The organism is Ideonella livida (genome assembly GCF_010499455.1).
In the GTDB taxonomy this organism is placed as follows: domain Bacteria; phylum Pseudomonadota; class Gammaproteobacteria; order Burkholderiales; family Burkholderiaceae_C; genus Ideonella; species Ideonella livida.
The window spans coordinates 103,849-122,836 of the sequence record NZ_JAAGOH010000010.1; the positions used below are offsets into that span (position 1 = coordinate 103,849).

Sequence of the window (18,988 nt, forward strand, 5' to 3'; positions counted from 1 at the left end):
TGGACGCTTGAGCCCTTGACCCTGCCGTGCCGCCCAACCCCAAGACCCGCCGCTGGCGGCGCCGTGAACTGCTGAGCCTGCCCCCGCTGGGCGCCGCCGCCGCCATGGTCCGCTGGGCTGGCTGGGCGGGCCTGGCCGGCGTGGGCGGGCTGGCCGCCCTGTCCACCCTGGGCGGCTGCAACGCCGCAGCGCCCGGTACGCCGCTGCGCATCGGTGCCCATCCCTGGCCCGGGTACGAGCTGCTCTACCTGGCGCGCCACCACCATCTGCTGGACCCGCGGCGCGCCCGCCTGATCGAGCTGCCCAGCGCCAGCGCCAGCCTGCGGGCCCTGGCCGCCCAGGTGCTCGAGGGCGCCTGCCTGACGCTGGACGAGGTGATCACCGCCCGTGAACGGGGTCTGCCGCTGGTCATCGTGGCGGTGCTGGACGTGTCGCACGGCGCCGATGTGGTGCTGGGTCGTCGGCCCATGGCAGCCCTGGACCAGCTGCGCGGCCACCGCATCGGGGTGGAGCCCGGCGCAGTCGGGGCGGTGATGCTGGACGCCTTCCTGCGCCGCGCCGGCCTGCAGCTGCGTGACATCCAGCGGGTGGACCTGACCATCGACCAGCATGCCCGGGCCTTCCGCCAACGCCAGGTGGAGGCCCTGGTGACCTATGAGCCAGTACGCAGTCAGCTGCTGCAATCCGGCGCGGTGCCGCTGTTCAGCAGCGCCGACATCCCCGGGCGCATTGTCGACACCCTGGCCCTGCGGGCCGATGTGCTGGACGATCCCGCCCGCCTGGAGGCGGCCCGCCACCTGGTGCTGGCCCACTTCCTGGCCCTGCGCCGCTGGCGCGAGGACCCCACCAACGTCAGCACCGTGCTGGCGCCACGCCTGCAGCTGCCGGCCACCGAGGTCCCCGGCGCCTTCGCCCTGCTGGACTTGCCCGACATCCCCGCCAACCTGCGACTCATGGGCGGCGGCGAGCGCGGCCTGCCCGGCCAGGCCCGCGAGCTGGTGCAGCTGATGCTGCAGGCCGGCCTGTTGGCGCAGGCGCCCCCGCTGGACGGGATGGTGCGTCATGACCTGCTGCCCCGGGAGCTGCTGTGAAGCCCGCCGCCCCCCCAGAGACCGCGTCCTCCCCTGGGGCCCGCCGCCCCTGGCGCTGGCCCCTGCGCTGGGCGGTGCCGCTGCTGCTGCTGGTGCTCACGCTGGCCGGCATGGGCCTGACCCTGTTGCGCGAGCTCGCCCGTGACGAGGCGGTGCTGTGGCAGGAGACCCAGGCCGATGCCCTGCACCAGCTGGGCGTGCTGACCGTGGTGGCCGAGCGCTCCCAGGGCCGTGACCTGGCGCTGCTGACCGAGCTGGTGGCGCGCACGGCCACCCAGCGGCACCTGGGCCTGGCGGCCATCGTCAACGCCCAGGGCCAGGTGTGGATCAGCAGCCAAAGCGCGCGTATCGGGCAGCCCGCCGAAGCCCTGGACGGCCTGCAGGCGCCCTGGCTGAGCACCCTGCGGCCCGGCGGCGACGCCCAGGTGCACCTGGACCCCGTGCACCACAGCCTGATGGTGCTGCAGGCCCTGCCCTGGCAGGATGACGGCAACAACCTGCGGGGCCGCGGCCAGGTGGTGGTGGTACTGCGCTACGAGCTGGGCGAAGCGCTGGCCGCCATGCGCCAGCGCTCGCTGCAGGACCACCTGCCCGACGCCGGACTGCTGCTACTGGGCGCGGGCCTGCTCTACCTGCTGCTGCTGCGCGGCCTGCTGCTGCCGCTGGGCCAACTGCAGCGCGCGGCCGAGCGCCTGGCCCAAGGTCAACTGGAGAGCCGGGTCAAACCCCAGCGCGCCCAGGAACTGCAGGCGGTGGCCGAGAGCTTCAACACCATGGCCGACACGCTGGTCCGCCAGGTGCAGCGCCTGGAGGACTCGGAACACCACCTGCGCGAACTGGTGAGCGCGGCGCCGGACGCCATCATCACCGTCACACCGGAAGGGCGCATCGAGCGTTTCAACCTCGCGGCCGAGCAGCTCTTCGGCTACCTGGCCCGAGAAATCACCGGCCAGCCTTTGGACCGCCTGCTGCCCGCGGGCATGGGGCCGGCCCACCAGGCGCTGATGCAGCACTATGCCGCCGAGGACATCCCGCGTGGGCGCCGCATGAGCCAAGGCCGCGTGGTGCGTGGCCGCCACCGCGACGGCAGCGCCCTGGCACTGGAGGTGGGCATCTCCCGCCTGCGCCTGGCCGACGGCCGCTGGCTCTACACCGCCGTGGCCCGTGACGTGACCGAACGCCAGCGCGTGGACGAGGAATTGGCCCGCCACCGCCATCACCTGGAAGAGCTGGTGAACAGCCGCACCGCCGAGCTGGCCCGCTCGCGCGACTTGGCGCAGGCCGCCACCCGGGCCAAGAGCGAATTCCTGGCCAACATGAGCCATGAGATCCGCACCCCGATGAACGCCATCATCGGCCTGGCCCACCTCACCCGCCAGGGCGCCAGCGCCACCCAGCTGGGCTACCTGGACAAGCTGCAGGGCGCGGCCCGGCACCTGCTGGACATCCTCAACGACATCCTGGACTTCTCCAAGATCGAGGCCGGCAAGCTCCACCTGGACCCGGTGGACTTCGCCCTGGACGAGCTGGTGGAACAGGCCTGCGAGGTGCTGGGCGAACGCGCCGCGTCCAAGGGCATCGAACTGGTCGAGCGCATTGCGCCGGACGTGCCCACCCACCTGCACGGCGACCCGCTGCGCCTGCGCCAGGTGCTCATCAACCTGCTGGGCAACGCCGTCAAGTTCACCGAACGCGGCCATGTCCGGCTGAACGTGAGCCTGGTGCCAGGTGCCGTGTGGACGCCGGGCGGGCCGGTGCCGCTGCGGCTGGAGGTGCGGGACACCGGCATCGGCATGGGGCCCGAGGCGCGGGCGCGCCTGTTCCAGGCCTTCGAGCAGGGTGACCGCTCCACCACCCGGCGCTTTGGCGGCACCGGGCTGGGACTGGCCATCAGTCAGCGCCTGGTACAGCTCATGGGCGGCCAGCTCCAGGCCGACAGCCAAGAAGGTGTGGGCAGCTGCTTCTGGTTCGACATCGACCTGCAACCGGCCCAGGCCCCGCTGCGCCAGGTGCCGGCCCACCGCCCCTTTGCGGGCCAGCGCGCCCTGGTGGTGGACGACCTGCCCGAGGCACGCGAGGTGCTTCGCGAGCGCCTGGCCCTGCTGGGCTGGCGCACCGCTGCCGCCGACTCCGGCCTGGCGGCCCTGACGGCCGTGCGCGAGGCCGAACTCGATGGCGACCCCTTCGCCCTGGTGCTGCTGGACTGGCGCATGCCCGGCATCGACGGCCTGGCCACCGCCCAGCGCCTGCGCGACCGCACCCTGGAGCGTTGCCCGGTGCTGGTGCTGGTCTCGGCGGTGGGCACGCTGCCGGCGACCAGCCTGCTGCGGGAGCACGGCATCGCCGGGGTGCTGCCCAAGCCGGTCTCCCCTTCGCAACTGCACGACCTGCTGATTACGCTACTGCCCGGGCCCGACCGCCTGCCGGCCGCCCTGCCCACGCTGCCCCCGCCCGCGCCCGCCCCGGGTCAGACCCCAGACTGGACGGCTGGCCGCCATGTGCTGCTGGTCGAGGACAACCTGCTCAACCAGGAGGTCAGCAGCCACCTGCTGCGCGCCATGGGCCTGCAGGTCAGCCTGGCCGAGGATGGCCTGGCCGCCCTGGAAGCGGTGCAGGGCCGGACCGCTGGCTTCGACCTCATCCTGATGGACATGCAGATGCCGCGCCTGGACGGGCTGGAGGCCACCCGCCGCCTGCGCGCCCTGCCCGGCCTGGGCCCGGTGCCGGTCATCGCCATGACCGCCAACGCCTTTGCCGAGGACCGCGCCGCCTGCCAGGCCGCGGGCATGGACGATTTCATTGCCAAGCCGGTGGACCCGGCCACGCTGGAGCAGGTGCTGCGCCGCTGGCTGCAACGTGCGGAGCCCCCGGCACCGCTGGCATCGGCGCCGGGGGAGGCTACCGGTGCGGCGAACCCAGGAGCCAGCGCGCCGGCCGCGGGGACGGCGGACCCGGTGGCGCGCTGGCGGCAGGTCCCCGGGTTGGACGTGGACCTGGGCCTGCACCAGGTCAAGGACAACACCGCGCTCTACGGCCGCCTGCTGCAGATGTTCCTGAGCCAGCATGGCGACGAGGCCGCCCACCTGCAGCGCCTGGCCAGCGAAGGCCAGGTTGAGGCCCTGGCCCACCGCCTGCACCGGCTCAAGGGCACGCTGGGCACCCTGGGAGCGCCGGCGCTGGTGGCGCGGCTGGTGCAGACCGAGGCGGACACCGCCGCCCTGCCCGGTCTGCTGGAGGCCCTGCAGGCCCTGGTGCAGGCACTGCCTCAGGCCCTGCAGGCACCGGCGTCGCTCAGCGACGCTCCTCCAGTGCCAAGTCCCGCGGATGGCTGATCAGGTAATCGGCCTGCAGCCGCAGGCGTGAGCCCGGGGCCAGCGTCGGCGTCCAGGCCACCACGCCCGGCTGGTCCTGCCAGTCGCCTGCCGCGGGCGCGGGCTGGAACTGGCGCTGCACCGTGATGCGCTCATCCAGCGAGACCGGCCCCGCTTCCAGCACCTCCAGCGCCACCGGGCTGCGGTGGCCGTTCTCCACCTCGTAGACCCGCGCCACCCGCCGCTCCTGACGGCTGCCGATGAAGCCGCCGCTGGCCTGCTGCGTCTGGGACGGCAGCACCCGCACACGCACGCGCTCGTCGCGGCCAAAGGGCAGCTGCCAACCCAGGGGATCGGCCGCGCGCAGCACGCTGCGGCCCACCACCTGCCCACCGCGCCACAGCTGCAGCGGGCCTTCGGGATAGACGCCCTCGGGACGGTCCAGTTCGGCCAACAGCCAGGCCGAAGCGTCCTGGGCCGGCACGGTGCGCACCTTGAGCCGCGCTGGCAGGCGCTGCTGGTCCAGGGTGAAGGCCACCTGCTGACCGCCCGAGGCCACCGACACCCGACCCGCTACCTCGAACTCGGTGGCGAACTCCCCCTCCACCGCCTGCACCGCAAAGGCCGGCGGCTCATCGGCCTCCACCTTGGCGGCGCGGGCCTGCAGCCGCTCGGCACCCGGCGCAGGGGCGGGCATCGGAGCGGCCATGGCCATCGGTGCGGCCAGCGCCATGGCCGGACGCGGCTGACGCACCTGCAACGCCCAGGGTCGGGGCTCAGGGCCGGCGGTGGCCCCTCGGGGTGAGCCGGTGGACAGGCGCAGGGCCACGGCCTGCCAGTCTTCACCGGTGTGCTGGCTGACCTGCGCCTGGCGCTCCAGCAGCACCTGGGGCCCAGCGGCGGCGGCGGTGTCAAGCTGGGCGCGATAGGCCGGCGCCCAGGTGGGGCCAGGCACCTGGTAGACCACCCGCAGCGCCTGATCTCGGGGTGTGCTCAGGGCGATGCGCAACTGTCGCACCTCAGCGGCCTGGCCCTGGGTGCGCTCACGCTCGGCCAGCAGGGGCTGCAGCTCGGCCTCCACCCCCTCCCGCTCTCGGGACAGACGAGCCTGGGCCTCCAGGGCGCCCTGACCGCTCTTCTGCACCCCGGCCAGCCAGCCCTGCAGGGCCGCGGCCCCGGTGGGCAGCGGCCGGCCACCCCCAGGCGCAGCGGAGGACGGGCCACGGCCGTCCTCGGTCACGGCCGCCGGACCCGCCGGCGCGCGCAGCCAGGCCAGCACGAGCTCATGGCTGGCATGCTCGGCGTTCAGGGCGGACAGCCGCTCTTCCAGGGCCCGGATGCGCCCATCCAACGGGCTCTGTGCGCAGGCCGGCACCTCGGCCCGTGGGCGCACCGTGCTGCTGACCGCACCCAGGCGCACCCCCTCGGGCGCCTCCACCTGCAAGCTCGCCATGTCCAGGCGGGGGCTCAGGCAGTCCAGCACCAGCTCACGGGCGCCGGCGGCCACCACGGCACTGCGCTCCACCTGGGCCAGGCCAGGGTAGACGGTGACACGCTCGACCCGCCCGGCAGGCGCGCCCGCCGGTGCCGGGGCCGTCCCCTGCGCCAGCGCGGAGGCGGCGCACAAGGCCAGGGTGGCCGCGGCAGCCGGTCCGTTCAGGCAGCGGGCAGCAGAGAAGGGGCGCAGGGCCGGCACGGCCTCTGGGATGGCAGGCATGGGATCTCCACGGGAGGTGACAGAGACGCCCGAGGGCCACGGCCAATGGGCCGCCACCCGCGGCGCACCCAGGCCCAACGCACCAGAACCGGTGGCGGTTGGCACCGCCCATCCGGCGCGCTGCGCCGTCGGCTCAGGACAAGGCCGGCAGCACCTGGCGCACCACCAGCTGCTCCAGACGCGCCAGGGCCTCGGCCGCCTGGTGCAGCACGGGCGGCGTGTTGGGCAAGGCAGCCTCCAGCGCCTGGTCGACCGCGTTGGCCTGCTGCAGCAGCTGCTCGGCCAGCTCGGCATGGCCGGCCTGCTGCAGCCGGGTGGTCCAGGCCAGGCCCTGCAGGCCGGGGCCGGCGGGGCCACCACCCTCCTCACCCACCGCCAGCGCACGCAGGGCGGACCAGCGCGACACCCGGTCCACCGAGGCGCTGCCGCTGAGTTGGCGCGGCAGGGGCAGGCCGGCGCGACCCTTGTGGGCCTCGGCCTGCAGGGGCTGCTCCAGCGCCTGCACCCGCAGCTGCACCAGGGCCTCCAACCAGCCCGCGCCCAAACGGTCGCCGCCTGCGGGAGCGGTGGCCGACGGTGCCGAGGCGGCGACGGCCAAGACCGGGGCGGCCTCCAGGCGACGGGCCAGGGCGTCGGCCAGGCCCAGGCTCTGCGTGCGCAGGTCCGCCACCAGCGCGCGGCCCAGCCGGCACGCCGCCGGCTGCGCCGTGCGCGAGGCCTGGCCCGCCGCGCTGCGCCCCCCCGCCAACAACGGATCCACCGGCTCGGCGGCCACCGCAGCCGCCGCCGTCCGGGAGGGCTTGGTCGCCTTGGTCGCCTTGGTCGACCTGGCGGGCTTGGCGTTGGTCTTGCGGGCCTTGGCCGGGGCCGCGGGCTTGGGCTTGCTGGCCTGGGCGCGGTAGCCCTGCGGGGCGCTGGCCGCCTGTTCCAGGCGCAGCAGCACCGCCCCGACGGCATCGGCCGCCCCACCCCAACCGCCAGCATCCAGTTGGGCGCGGCGGGCGGGTGTCTTGGCGGCGGCCTTGGTCTTGGTCGACTTGGTGGCCGCGCCCTTGGCCGCGGGTTTGGCGACGCGGCGGCTGGGGGCCGCGGTGCTGCGGCTGCGGCTGGGCGGCGCCTTCAGGCTCACCCCAGGCGGCTGGGTCCAGAGCAGCCATTCCAGCGCACCCAGCCCGCGCGCCCCGGGCGCCAGGCGGTCGGCCTGCAGCGTGCCCTCGGCGGCGGCCTCGATGGCCTGCTCGATCAGCTCGGCACGGGCCGGTGCATCCAGCCGGGTCAGGACCTCCGGCGCCAGCAGGTCCGGGCCCGGCACGGCCGACAGCCGCAACCAGGCCACCAGGGCCTCGCGCCAGGCGGTCCGCACCGGAATGACGAGGCCCCCCTGGCAGTGCTGGTCCATGGCCTGCTGCAGCGCCTCCAGGCGGCGGATGAAGTCCACCGTGCGCGGCGCATGCCAGTACTGGTCCTGGGCCCGAGCCCAGTCCGCCGGCAGCGCGGGCGCCGACGCGGCACCGGCAGGGGCCGAGGCCACCGCCCCGACCACCACAGCGGACGCCGCCCCCGGGGCGGCGGGCACCGGCTGGGCGCCACTCTGCCAGGCACTGCCCCAGAGCAGCAGGGCCAGCAGGCCCCGGCCCCAGGCCCCGGGGCGGGCGGGGGCATGGCGGGCAGACGCCCCAGCGGGGACGGATGACGACGCAAGAGGCGGTCTGACCATGGGCAGGGGCTCCGGGGCGGCGCGGGGGACCAGGACAGCGGGCGGATGGACGGGGCAGGAGGTCGGGGCAGGCGGCAGGACGCCGGCCTCAGTCGGCCAGGTCTGGCTGCACGGGCGCGTCCACCCCGGCCTGAGGACCGGCGGGCTGGTGGCGCACCTCGGCAATGCGGTTGGCGGCGTCCGGGAACACCAGCTGCGGCACGCAGTCGTCGAGCTTGTCCTCATGCACCAGGCCGAAGGCGGCAATGATGACCAGATCGCCCACGCTGGCGCGCCGGGCGGCCGAGCCGTTGAGCGAGATGACACCGCTGCCTCGCGGGGCCTCGATGGCATAGGTGATGAAGCGCTCGCCGTTGTTCACATTCCAGATGTGGATCTGCTCGTTGGCGCGCAGGTTGGCCGCCTCCAGCAGGTCCAGGTCAATGCCGCAGGAGCCTTCGTAGTGCAGCTCGCAGTGGGTGACGGTGGCGCGATGGATCTTGGACTTGAGCAGGGTGCGGAACATGGCGGGGGCGTGTTGTGCTGATGGGGAGACGCCGGTGGGGCAGCCGGCGGTGTCGGGACGGATGACGTTCAGGCGCCCAGCACGTGGCGTGGGCGCAGGCCCAGGCGCTTGAGCAGGGCGCGGTCGCGGTCGGCATCGGGGTTGCCGGTGGTCAGCAGCTTGTCGCCGTAGAAGATGGAGTTGGCACCGGCCAGGAAGCACAGCGCCTGGATGCCTTCAGGCATGGCCTGGCGGCCGGCCGACAGGCGCACCCGGGCCTTGGGCATGGTGATGCGGGCGGCGGCGATGGTGCGCACGAACTCGAAGGGGTCGAGCTTGTCGGTGCCGTGCAGCGGCGTGCCCTCGACCTGCACCAGGTCGTTGATGGGCACCGAATCGGGGTAGGGCTCGAGGTTGGCGAGCTGGGCGATCAGGCCGGCGCGCTGCAGGCGGCTCTCGCCCATGCCCACGATGCCGCCGCTGCACACGGCCACGCCAACCTGGCGCACCCGCTCCAGCGTGTCCAGGCGGTCCTGGTAGTCGCGGGTGGTGATGATGCTGCCGTAGGTCTCGGGGGCGGTGTCGAGGTTGTGGTTGTAGTAGTCCAACCCGGCGTCCTTGAGCTGCCGGGCCTGGCCCTCGGTGAGCATGCCAAGGGTGCAGCAGGCCTCCAGGCCCAGGGACTTGACCTCGCGGATCAGGGTGCTGACCTTCTCGATGTCGCGGTCCTTGGGCGCGCGCCAGGCCGCCCCCATGCAGAAGCGGGTGGCGCCGGCCTCACGGGCGGCCAGGGCGGCGGCACGCACCTCGTCGGCCTCCATCAGCTTGGTGGCCTCCACGCCGGTGGGATGGTGGATGGACTGCGGGCAGTAGCCGCAGTCTTCCGGGCAGCCGCCGGTCTTGATGGACAGCAGCGTGGCCAGCTCGATCTCGGCCGGGTCGAAATGCTCGCGGTGCACCTGCTGGGCGCGGTGGATCAGCTCGGTCAGCGGCAGCTCGTAGAGCGCGGCCACCTGCTCCACGGTCCAGCGTGGGGCCGTGGCCCGGGTGGCGGCCGTTCCGCCCGTTGAGGCGAGGACCGGGGCGTGGAAATGCAGTGGCTGCGGCGCCGGTTGCGGAGCGGACGCGCCGCAGGCATGGGCAGGGGCGGCGGAGGAGGAGGCGGTGGTGTCCATGACGAGGGGGCGGCCCGCAGGCGCGCTCAGCATTCCAGGTTGTCGATCAGCCGGGTGGCGCCCAGGCGGGCGGCGCCCAGTGCCACCAGGGGCTCGCCGTCGGCGCGTTCGGCGTCGGTGGGCGGCAGCAGGTCACTGCGCCGGCGCAGGGTCAGGTAATCCGGCGTCCAGCCACGGCCGCGCAGTTGGTCGGCGGCCTCGGCCTCCAGCAGGACCAGGGGGCGGCCCAGGTCGCGGGCCCCTTCGGCCAGGGCCTGCAGGGTCTGCGACAGTGCGGTGGCCTCGGCACGCTCGCGCTCATCCAGGTAGCCGTTGCGCGAGGACAGGGCCAGGCCGTCGCCGGCGCGCACGGTGGCGCCCGGCACGATCTGCACCGGCAGGGCGAACTGCCGCGCCATGCCCTGGATGACCTTGAGCTGCTGGTAGTCCTTCTGGCCGAACACGGCGTAGGCCGGCTGCACGCACTGGAACAGCTTCATCACCACGGTACACACACCGGTGAAGAAGCCAGGTCGGAACTCGCCTTCCAGCAGGTCGGCCAGGGCGGCTGGCGGCTGGATCTTGTAGGCCTGCGGCTCCGGGTAAAGCTCGGCCTCGGAGGGGGCGAAGACGATGTCGCAGCCGGCCGGGGCCAGCAGCTCGCAGTCGCGCGCCAGGGTGCGCGGGTACTGGTCAAAGTCCTCGTGCGGCAGGAACTGCAGGCGGTTGACGAAGATGCTGACCACCACCGGCCCGCCCAGGGCCCTGGCCTGGCGCACCAGCGACAGGTGGCCCTCATGCAGATTGCCCATGGTGGGCACGAAGGCGGTTCGGTTCTGGCCGGCCAGGGCCTGGCGCAGCTCGGCAAGGGTGTGGATCACGCGCATGGCGGCGGGTCTCCTGGCGGCCCGACCGGGGGTGGGCCGCTTCTCTTGGGGTGAAGCGGGGCGTCCGTCAACCGGACGGGGAGCGAAGTGTGGCGCGGTGGGCGCCGCTGTCAACCACAGCACCTGCGCCGCGGCGGCGGCAGGCGGCAAGCCTGCCAACCCGCCGGGAGCGTCAGTAGCCGTGCAACGCCTCGTCCGGGAAACACCCGGCCTTGACGTCTGCCGCATAGCGGGCGAAGGCCTGGGCCACCGACAGGCCGGGCGCCTGCGGCTCACTGCCCGGCTCGCGGGTGAAGTCACGCACAAAGCGGGGGCGCCGACCGGTGGTCAGGCCCAGCATGTCGTGCATGACCAGCACCTGGCCGGCGGTGCCGGCCCCGGCGCCGATGCCGATGGTCAGCATGCCCGGATGGGCCAGGGTGATCTCGCGCGCCAGGCCGGAGGGCACCAGCTCCAGCACCACCATGGCGGCCCCGGCCTCGGCCAGGGCGGCGGCATCGGCCTTGAGCTGGGCCGCCGCCGCCTCGTCGCGGCCCTGCACCCGGAAGCCGCCCAGGGCGTGCACGCGCTGCGGCGTCAGGCCCAGATGGGCGCAGACGGGGATGCCACGCTCGACCAGGAAGCGCACGGTATCGGCCGTGACGCCGCCCCCTTCAAGCTTGACCATCTGAGCGCCTGCCTGCATGAGCGCTACCGCTGAATCGAAGGCCTGCCGGGGGCTGGCTTCGTAGCTGCCGAACGGCAGGTCACTCACCAGCCAGGCGGCCCGACGGCCCTGGGCCACGCAGCGGGTGTGGTAGGCCATGTGCTCCAAGGTCACGGGCAGCGTGCTCTTCTCGCCCTGGACCACATTGCCCAGCGAATCACCCACCAGGATGCAGTCGACGCCGGCGTCGTCCATGCAGCGGGCAAAAGTGGCGTCATAGGCGGTGAGCACGGCGATGCGCTCACCGCGCTGGGCCATCTCGCGCAGTTTGGGCAGGCTCAAGGGCGCACGCTGTGCAGGGGAGACAGCGGCCTCTACTGGGTGAACACTCATCGTTGTCGGCTTCGGGCGAGGGCACGATCTGGCGTGCTGCATTGCAGCACAGGGGGCCTCATTCTGCCTTCCCCTGGCCGGCAGACGCTGTGGGGCCCGCCCGAATCCCCGCCACCGACATCCACCATCTTCAGGAGGACCCCGACGAGCGAAACGGCAAGCACCTGCTGTCAGAAGACCATCGGCGGCCAGGAGGCCATCGCCCAGCTGGACATGGCGGGGGACGATCCGGACGTCATCGCGGGCTGCACCGGCGGCAGCGGCAACGTCGCCGGCATCGCCTTCCCCTTCCTGGGCCTGCAGCTGCGCGGTGGCGCCAACGCCAAGAGGCGCCGCATCCCGTTCAACCGGTGCGGCCACGGCCATTTCGACATGGCGGCCTACGCCGATTTCTTCGCCGGCCAACGACAGGACTTGGACTGCGACGAAGCCGAACTGGCCATGGCCCTGGTCGACCTGCCGCGCGTGCCGGCCTGAGCCCGGGCCGAAGCCCGGCGCCGGCGCAGTGGCCACTCAGCGGATGGGGGCCAGCTCCCGCATGGCCCGCACCGCCCCCTGGCCCATGGCAGCACCAAAGCGCTTGGCCAGCCGTTCGGCCACGTTCTCCTGCGGGGTGTAGTCGATGATGTCCTCGGCCTTCACCACTTCCCGGGCGACGTAGTCGAGGTTGCCCAGCGCATCGGCCAGGCCCATCTTGACGGCCTCCTCGCCATTCCAGAACAGGCCGGAGAACATCTCCGGCGTTTCCTTCAGGCGGTCGCCGCGCCCTTCCTTGACCACCTGGATGAACTGCCGGTGGATCTGGTCCAGCATGGCCTTGGCGTAGCCCACCTGGCGCTCGTTGAGCGGCGAGAAGGGGTCGAGCATGCCCTTGTTCTCCCCGGCGGTGAGCAAGCGGCGCTCGACCCCGAATTTCTCCATGGCGCCGGTGAAGCCGAAGCCGTCCATCAGCACGCCGATGGAGCCGACGATGCTGGCCTTGTCCACATAGATCTCGTCAGCCGCTGCCGCGATGTAGTAAGCGCCGGAGGCACAGACCTCCTCGACGACGGCGTACACCTTCTTCTTGTGCAGGGCCTTGAGGCGACGGATCTCGTCGTTGATGATGCCCGACTGCACCGGGCTGCCGCCTGGGGAGTTGATGCGCAACACCACCGCCTGCGCGCCCTCATCCTCAAATGCACTCTTGATGGAGGCCACCAGCAGCTCGGCACTGGCCTCGGTGTCCATGGAGATCTCACCGCGGACCTCGACGAGGGCCGTGTGTGCCGTGGTGGGCGCGGGGCGGTGCAGCCCCCCCTGACTGAACAGGGCCCAGGCCACGGCCAGCACCAGCAGGAACCAACCTAGCCGCAGCGTGCGCTGCCAGCGCCGGTCGGCGCGGCGCTCACGGAGCAGTTCCACACTGACCTGCCGCAGCAGCTCCTCCATGCGGTCCAGGGGCGGCGAGGCGGTCGCCCCGCAGGCTGGGGCCGAAGCGGCCGCCGCCGGCACCGGGCCGGGGACGACGCGGTCCTGGGGTTCGGGGGTGGCAGGGGCTGGCGCGGGTTCGGCGGCCACGGTCGGCGCAGGCGCGGGCGCCGGCGTGGAAGAGGACGGATCGTCAGACGGTTGCATGGTGTTCTCAGCGGTGGCTCGCGCGGGCGGGCCCGGGACGACGGGGATCAGATCTGGAGGAGGAGGGCAGCCTCAGGCCGGTTGCAGCGTGGCGTCGGGCCGCCACCAGATGGCCCCTTCCCGCTCCTCCACCGCCAGGGGTTTGAGGCGCTGCCCGCGGCAGGGGCCGGCCACGCAGCGCCCATCGGCCGGTTCGTAGACCGCCCCATGGATGGAGCAGATGATCCAGCGCCGGTCCTGATCCAGGAACTCGCCGGGCTGCCAATCCATTTCCACCGGTACGTGGGCGCAGCGGTTGAGGTAGCCCACCGGCCGGCCCTCGATGCGCAGCACGAAGCCCCGCACCGGCTCGCCCCACTGGCGCAGGTCGAACACCCAGGCCTGGCCTCGCTCGGCCAGGGCGTCGCTGGCGCACAGGCGCTGGGGCGCAGTCACCAGCGCCCCAGCGCCAGGGGGTGGGGGTGGCAGCGTCGGCTCAACCATGCTGGGACAGCCAAGCGGCCAGGTCGGCCACGGAGTGGGCCACATGACGGGGCGCGTAGGCGGCAAAGCCGGCACTCTCATGCGCACCGTAGCTGACGCCCACGCAGTCGGTGCCGGCGTTGACGGCCATCTGCAGGTCGTGGGTGGTGTCGCCGATCATCAGGGTGCGGCCCGGCTCGGCGCCCAGCTCGGCCATCAGCTCCTGCAGCATGCGGGGGTGGGGCTTGGAGAAAGTCTCATCGGCGGTGCGGCTGGCGTCGAACAGGCCCTGCAGCTCGGTATGGGCCAGGGCCTCGTCCAGCCCGCGACGGCTCTTGCCGGTGGCCACCGCCAGCAGAAATTGCCGCCCGCGCAGGTCGTGGAGCATCTCCAACGTGCCCCTGAACAGGCTGATCTCGTGCTGGCTGGCCAGGTAGTGGTGGCGGTAGCGCCGCCCCAGCTCCGGGTAGCGCTCGGCGGTCAGGTCGGGGCAGGCGTGCTGCAAGGCGTCGTGCAGGCCCAGCCCGATCACGTAGGAGGCGCGCTCATCCGACGGCACCGGGACCGCCAGGTCAGCACAGGCGCGCTGGATGCTGCGCACGATCAGCGCGGTGGAGTCGAACAGGGTGCCATCCCAGTCAAAGGCGATGAGGTCGTAGCGGCGCATGCGGATGTGGCGGCGGATCTGACGGGACGGTGGGGCGCGGCGCCCTGGGCGCCGCAGCTGAGGGGCAGCCCGGAGGCGCTCAGGACGCCCGGCTGCGCAAGCCGTCGAGGAGTGTCTCGCATTCCTGCGGCAGCGGGGCGTCCAGGGTGATGCGTTCCCCGCTGGCCGGGTGGTCAAAGGCCAGCTGGCGGGCATGGAGGAACATGCGGTCAAACCGCAGGGGCACCGGACCGCGGCCCGAAGCCAGCGCCTTGTTGAGCGTGAAGTCCCCATATTTCTCATCGCCCACCAGCGCATGCCCCTGGCTGGCCAGGTGCACCCGGATCTGGTGGGTGCGACCGGTCTTGATGGTGACGTCCAACAGGGTGAAGTCGTTGTAATTCTCCAACACCTTCACCAGGGAAATGGACCGCTGGCCTTCGGTCTCCTCCTGCGGTCCCACCGCACGCACCCGACGCTCCCCTTCGGCGGTGAGGTATTTGTGCAGCGGCACATCCACCACCTTAAGGGCTGCCGGCCACGCCCCCAGCACCAGGGCCGCGTAGGTCTTGCCGGTCTGGCGGTGGCGGAACTGGTCTTGCAAGGCGGTGAGCGCGCTGCGCTTCTTGGCCACCAGCAGCAGACCGGAGGTTTCCTTGTCCAGCCGGTGCACCAGCTCCAGGAAGCGGGCCTGCGGGCGGGCACGGCGCAGCTGCTCGATCACCCCGTAGCTCACCCCTGAGCCCCCATGCACCGCCACGCCGGCGGGCTTGTTGACCACCAGCAGGTGGTCGTCCTCGAACAGCACCGGGAACTCCCGGGGAGGCACCGCCGCCTGGGCGGCCTCCGCGGCCGGACCGGCACGCTCGGGCAGGCGCACCGGCGGCACGCGCACCACGTCCTCCAAGGCCAGGCGGGTGTCGGCCGCCGCCCGGGCCTTGTTCACCCGCACCTCCCCGGCCCGGATGATCCGGTAGACGTGGGTCTTGGGCACGCCCTTGAGCTCGCGCAGCAGGAAGTTGTCCAGGCGCTGCCCCGCCGAGCCCTCATCCACCGTGACCAGCCGCACGGCGGGGGCGGCCGGTGCTGGCGGGCGCTGCGACGGCCCGCCGGCGCCGGACGGCGGCACCGGCGGCCGCCCCCCGGAGGCCGCCGCCGGTCGGGCCGTGGCGGCCCCACGTCCCCCGGCCGATGCCGGTGTTTTCCTGCCCGATGGCGGCCTTGGTTTGGCCCCTATAATGCGTTGCACCACAATAAAGCCCTAAGTGCTTGATTTTTCAGAGTTTACCCGGGTACCGGGGCGGTTAGTGTGGCGGGGCGCACCGAGCAGGTGCGCCACAAGGTGATGCAACACCTCCAGAGGCGCTGGAGGCACCGGTCCCGATGTGACCGGGGGCCGGCGGCTGGAGGTGGCAGAGAAATGTCGGATGTGCCGCCCTGCCTCGTGCAGGGACTTCATCAAAGGTTCATTGTCGGTCGCGCCGGTCACCGGCCCGCTTGTCGGGCACGAGCCAGGCGATACCGGGTGTCAACGTCAGCTGACTGCGCATGTTGTCCTCTTCCTCCACCCCCCACCACCCCGCAGGCCCCGGTCCCCGACCGGTGCGGCCGCAGGGTGCGCGGCGCCAGTGCCTGGCGCCCGAGGGGCCGGGTGCCGGGCGGACGCCTTCCCGCAGCAGTGGGTCTGACGCAGGCACACGCGCCAACGCCAACGGCCGTCCTTCGGGACGGTCGGGGGTCCAGGGCCATTCCTTCCAGCGGCCACGTTCGCGATTTCTCGTGCATCTGACGGGGTGAAGACCCGCCGGATCCTTCCGGCAGGCGGACACCTCCCACCCAAGACGGCCGGGCAACCGGCCGTGGATGAGGAGTGCACATGAAACGCATGCTGATCAATGCCACGCAGCCGGAAGAGCGGCGGCTGGCGATCGTCGACGGCCAGAAGCTGCTCGACTTCGAGACCGAGATCGAAGGGCGCGAGCAGCGCAAGGGCAATATCTACAAGGCCGTCGTCACCCGCGTCGAGCCTTCGCTGGAGGCCTGTTTTGTCGACTATGGCGAGGACCGCCACGGCTTCCTGCCTTTCAAGGAAATCTCCCGCCAGTATTTCAAGGAAGGCGTGCCGGTCAAGGACGCCAAGATCCAGGACGTGATCTCCAACGGCCAGGAACTGCTGGTCCAGGTGGAGAAGGAAGAGCGCGGCAACAAGGGCGCAGCGCTGACCACCTTCGTCAGCTTGGCCGGCCGCTACCTGGTGCTGATGCCCAACAACCCGCGCGGCGGTGGCGTCAGCCGCCGCATCGAGGGGGAACAGCGCGAGGAGCTCAAGGAGAACCTCGACCAGCTCGAATACCCCAAGGGCATGAGCCTAATCGCCCGCACCGCCGGCATCGGCCGTACCGCCGCCGAGCTGCAGTGGGACCTGAACTACATGCTCAAGCTTTGGGAGGCCATCGACACGGCCTCCCGGGCGGGCAAGGGCGCCTTCCTGATCTATCAGGAGTCGTCGCTGGTGATCCGCGCGATCCGCGACTACTTCACCGCCGACATCGGCGAGATCCTGATCGACACCGACGACATCTACGATCAGGCCCACCAGTTCATGAACCACGTGATGCCGGAGTCCGTGCATCGCGTCAAGCGCTACCGCGACCCGGCGCCGCTGTTCAGCCGTTTCCAGATCGAGCACCAGATCGAGACGGCCTTCGCCCGCACGGTGAACCTGCCTTCCGGCGGGGCCATCGTCATCGACCACACCGAAGCCCTGGTGGCCGTGGACGTGAACTCGGCCCGCGCCACGCGGGGCGGTGACATCGAGGAAACCGCCACCCGCACCAACTTGGAAGCGGCCGACGAGATCGCCCGCCAGTGCCGCCTGCGCGACCTGGGCGGCCTGATCGTGGTGGACTTCATCGACATGGAGGACTCCAAGAACCGCCGCGAGGTCGAGCAGCGCCTGAAGGATGCCCTGCGCTATGACCGCGCCCGCGTGCAGTTCAGCTCGATCAGCAAGTTCGGCCTGCTGGAGCTGAGCCGCCAGCGCCTGCGCCCGGCCCTGAGCGAAGGCAGCCACATCACCTGCCCGCGCTGCAACGGCACCGGCCACATCCGCGACACCGAGTCCTCGGCGCTGCAGATCCTGCGCATCATCCAGGAGGAGGCGATGAAGGAAAACACCGCCGCCGTGCACGTGCAAGTGCCGGTGGAGGTGACCTCCTTCCTGCTCAACGAGAAGCGCACCGAGATCACCAAGATCGAGCTCAAGCAGCGCACCACCGTGCTGCTGGTGCCCAACAAGCACCTGGAAACGCCGAACTACAAGCTGGAGCGCCTGCGCCACGACGACCCGCGTCTGGAGAACCTGCAGGCCAGCTACACGATGATCGAGGAGCAGGACGACGAGGTGGCCATCAGCCGCCGCGAGAAGACCAAGGCCAAGCAGGAGCCCATCATCAAGGGTCTGCTGCCCGATCAACCTGCGCCCGTGGTGGCCCCGGCGCCTGCCGAGGCCGCCGCCCCGGCACCGGCCACGGCCACGACCCCCGCCGCCCCTGTGGTGACGGCACCGGCCGCTCCGTCGGTGGCCGCCCCGCGGCCGGCGGGGGGTGGCTTCTTTGGCTGGATCAAGCGCCTGTTCGCCCCGGCCCCCGTGGCCGCGCCGGAACCGGTGGCCGCCCCGGTGGTCACCCCAACCGAGGCGCCGGCCACTGCACCGGCGGGCCGTGACGGCCGCGGCCCGGGCAAGGGCCGTGATGGCGGTCGCCGTGAACGCGAGGAGCGTGGCGAACGCCGCGAGGACCGCAAGGAGGGCCGTGGTGGGCGCGATGAGCAGGGCCGTCGTGACGGGAGTCGCCCGGAGGGCCGCGGCGACAACCGCCAGGAGGGTCGCAACCGCCGTGATGGTGGCCGCCGCGAGCGCGAGGACGGCCAAGGCCAGACCGAGGTCCGCGCCGAGCGCCAAGAACGCCAGGACCGCCGACTGCGCGAACAGGAGCGTGAGCTGGGCCAGGCCGCCGTGCCGGCCGAACTCGAACTGGCCCAGGGTCTGACCGAAGGCGGGCCTTCGGCGGCTCCGGACGCCGCCCAGGCCGCCGAAGGCGAGCGTGGTGAAGGCCGCCGCCGCCGCCGCCGCCGTGGCGGTCGCCGCGAGGAGGGCGAAGGCCAGGAAGGCCTGTCAACGGAAGCTCTGGAAGGTGGCCACGAAGACCCGGCTGGCGCGGTCGAACCGGCTGAAACCACCGCCGGTGAGGCCCCTGCGCTGTCGGAAGGCGCACCGGACGTGCCGGCAGAGGGAGAGGACGGACGTGACGGGGGTCGCCGCCGCCGCAACCGCTACCGCCGAGACCGTCGCGAGGACGACGGTGTGGCCGAAGGCAACACCACGCCGATGGCCGAGGGCGAGCCGCCGGTGGCCGTGTCTGAGCCGGTCGCCCCGCTGGCCAACGAGGTGGAGCAGCCGGTGCCGGCCGCCGCAGCCCCGGCCGCCGTGGTGGCCGAGCCCTACGTGCTGGCCGTGGACGAACTGCAGCGCGTGGCTGAGGCCGCAGGCCTGAACTGGGTCAACTCCGACCCGGCCCGGGTGGCCGAGGTGCAAGCCCAGATCGCCGCCGAGCCCAAGCCGGTGCACGTGCCGCGCGAGCGCAAACCGCTGGTGCTGCTGGACGAAGGCCCGTTGGTGCTGGTCGAGACCCGCAAGGACCTGGCCACGGTGCGCCTGCCCTTCGACGACGCCCCCGCGGCGGCGACCGAGTCGGGACAGCCCGCCTGACGCCACCGCGTCGCCACCTCACGCCCCCCATGGGCGTGAGGCCCCTCTTCCAAGGCCCCCGCCCGCTTGCTGCGTCCGGGGGCTTTTTCATGCCC

The 18,988-nt window shown here is 72.4% G+C and carries 14 protein-coding genes; 4 read left to right on the forward strand and 10 right to left on the reverse strand.

Going from position 1 to position 18,988, the window contains the following annotated elements; genetic code table 11:
* The first annotated feature begins 26 nt into the window (after positions 1 to 26).
* Both G3A44_RS10340 and G3A44_RS10345 read left to right on the forward strand, forming a co-directional pair.
* Complete coding sequence (locus G3A44_RS10340; protein WP_163457434.1) at positions 27 to 1,091, forward strand: ABC transporter substrate-binding protein; 1,065 nt, start codon at positions 27 to 29, stop codon at positions 1,089 to 1,091.
* Positions 1,088 to 4,423, forward strand: coding sequence for a hybrid sensor histidine kinase/response regulator (locus tag G3A44_RS10345; protein WP_163457435.1), 3,336 nt, complete (start codon positions 1,088 to 1,090; stop codon positions 4,421 to 4,423). The genes G3A44_RS10340 and G3A44_RS10345 overlap by 4 nt, the downstream gene beginning before the upstream one ends.
* Here the strand turns inward: G3A44_RS10345 and G3A44_RS10350 are convergent.
* The 6 genes from G3A44_RS10350 to panB all read right to left on the reverse strand — a co-directional run bounded on the left by G3A44_RS10350 (position 4,383) and on the right by panB (position 11,400).
* Complete coding sequence (locus tag G3A44_RS10350; RefSeq protein ID WP_163457436.1) at positions 4,383 to 6,119, reverse strand: DUF4139 domain-containing protein; 1,737 nt, start codon at positions 6,117 to 6,119, stop codon at positions 4,383 to 4,385. The genes G3A44_RS10345 and G3A44_RS10350 overlap by 41 nt on opposite strands.
* A gap of 133 nt (positions 6,120 to 6,252) precedes the next feature.
* A complete protein-coding gene (locus G3A44_RS10355; RefSeq protein ID WP_163457437.1) occupies positions 6,253 to 7,836 on the reverse strand; it encodes a hypothetical protein in 1,584 nt (527 codons plus the stop codon).
* Positions 7,837 to 7,924: 88 nt separating this feature from the next.
* Entirely contained in the window at positions 7,925 to 8,341 is a 417-nt protein-coding gene (gene panD, locus G3A44_RS10360) for an aspartate 1-decarboxylase (protein ID WP_163457438.1), read from the reverse strand.
* Between the two features lie 68 nt (positions 8,342 to 8,409).
* Positions 8,410 to 9,495: a biotin synthase BioB gene (bioB, locus tag G3A44_RS10365; protein ID WP_163457439.1), complete on the reverse strand. Its 1,086-nt coding sequence runs from the start codon at positions 9,493 to 9,495 to the stop codon at positions 8,410 to 8,412.
* Between the two features lie 26 nt (positions 9,496 to 9,521).
* Positions 9,522 to 10,361: a pantoate--beta-alanine ligase gene (gene panC / locus G3A44_RS10370; protein WP_163457440.1), complete on the reverse strand. Its 840-nt coding sequence runs from the start codon at positions 10,359 to 10,361 to the stop codon at positions 9,522 to 9,524.
* A gap of 172 nt (positions 10,362 to 10,533) precedes the next feature.
* A complete protein-coding gene (gene panB / locus G3A44_RS10375; RefSeq protein ID WP_163457441.1) occupies positions 10,534 to 11,400 on the reverse strand; it encodes a 3-methyl-2-oxobutanoate hydroxymethyltransferase in 867 nt (288 codons plus the stop codon).
* Positions 11,401 to 11,613: 213 nt separating this feature from the next.
* Here panB and G3A44_RS10380 point away from each other — a divergent pair, with 213 nt between their 5' ends.
* Entirely contained in the window at positions 11,614 to 11,877 is a 264-nt protein-coding gene (locus tag G3A44_RS10380) for a hypothetical protein (protein WP_163457442.1), read from the forward strand.
* Between the two features lie 36 nt (positions 11,878 to 11,913).
* Here G3A44_RS10380 and G3A44_RS10385 read toward each other — a convergent pair whose 3' ends face one another.
* The 4 genes from G3A44_RS10385 to G3A44_RS10400 form a co-directional block, all read right to left on the reverse strand.
* On the reverse strand, positions 11,914 to 13,017 hold the full coding sequence (locus G3A44_RS10385) for a S49 family peptidase (RefSeq protein WP_163457443.1): 1,104 nt from the start codon (positions 13,015 to 13,017) through the stop codon (positions 11,914 to 11,916).
* A 72-nt stretch (positions 13,018 to 13,089) separates the two neighbouring features.
* The gene (locus tag G3A44_RS10390; protein WP_310734356.1) at positions 13,090 to 13,452 is read right to left on the reverse strand and encodes a Rieske (2Fe-2S) protein; all 363 of its coding nucleotides are present in this window, start codon (positions 13,450 to 13,452) and stop codon (positions 13,090 to 13,092) included.
* A 40-nt stretch (positions 13,453 to 13,492) separates the two neighbouring features.
* Complete coding sequence (locus G3A44_RS10395) at positions 13,493 to 14,146, reverse strand: HAD family hydrolase (protein ID WP_163457445.1); 654 nt, start codon at positions 14,144 to 14,146, stop codon at positions 13,493 to 13,495.
* Between the two features lie 79 nt (positions 14,147 to 14,225).
* Positions 14,226 to 15,194, reverse strand: coding sequence for an RluA family pseudouridine synthase (locus G3A44_RS10400; RefSeq protein ID WP_163457446.1), 969 nt, complete (start codon positions 15,192 to 15,194; stop codon positions 14,226 to 14,228).
* 807 nt (positions 15,195 to 16,001) lie between these two features.
* Here G3A44_RS10400 and G3A44_RS10405 point away from each other — a divergent pair.
* Positions 16,002 to 18,893 carry an Rne/Rng family ribonuclease gene (locus tag G3A44_RS10405; RefSeq protein ID WP_163457447.1) on the forward strand — a complete coding sequence of 964 codons (2,892 nt, stop codon included), beginning with the start codon at positions 16,002 to 16,004 and terminating at the stop codon, positions 18,891 to 18,893.
* Positions 18,894 to 18,988: the final 95 nt, after the last annotated feature.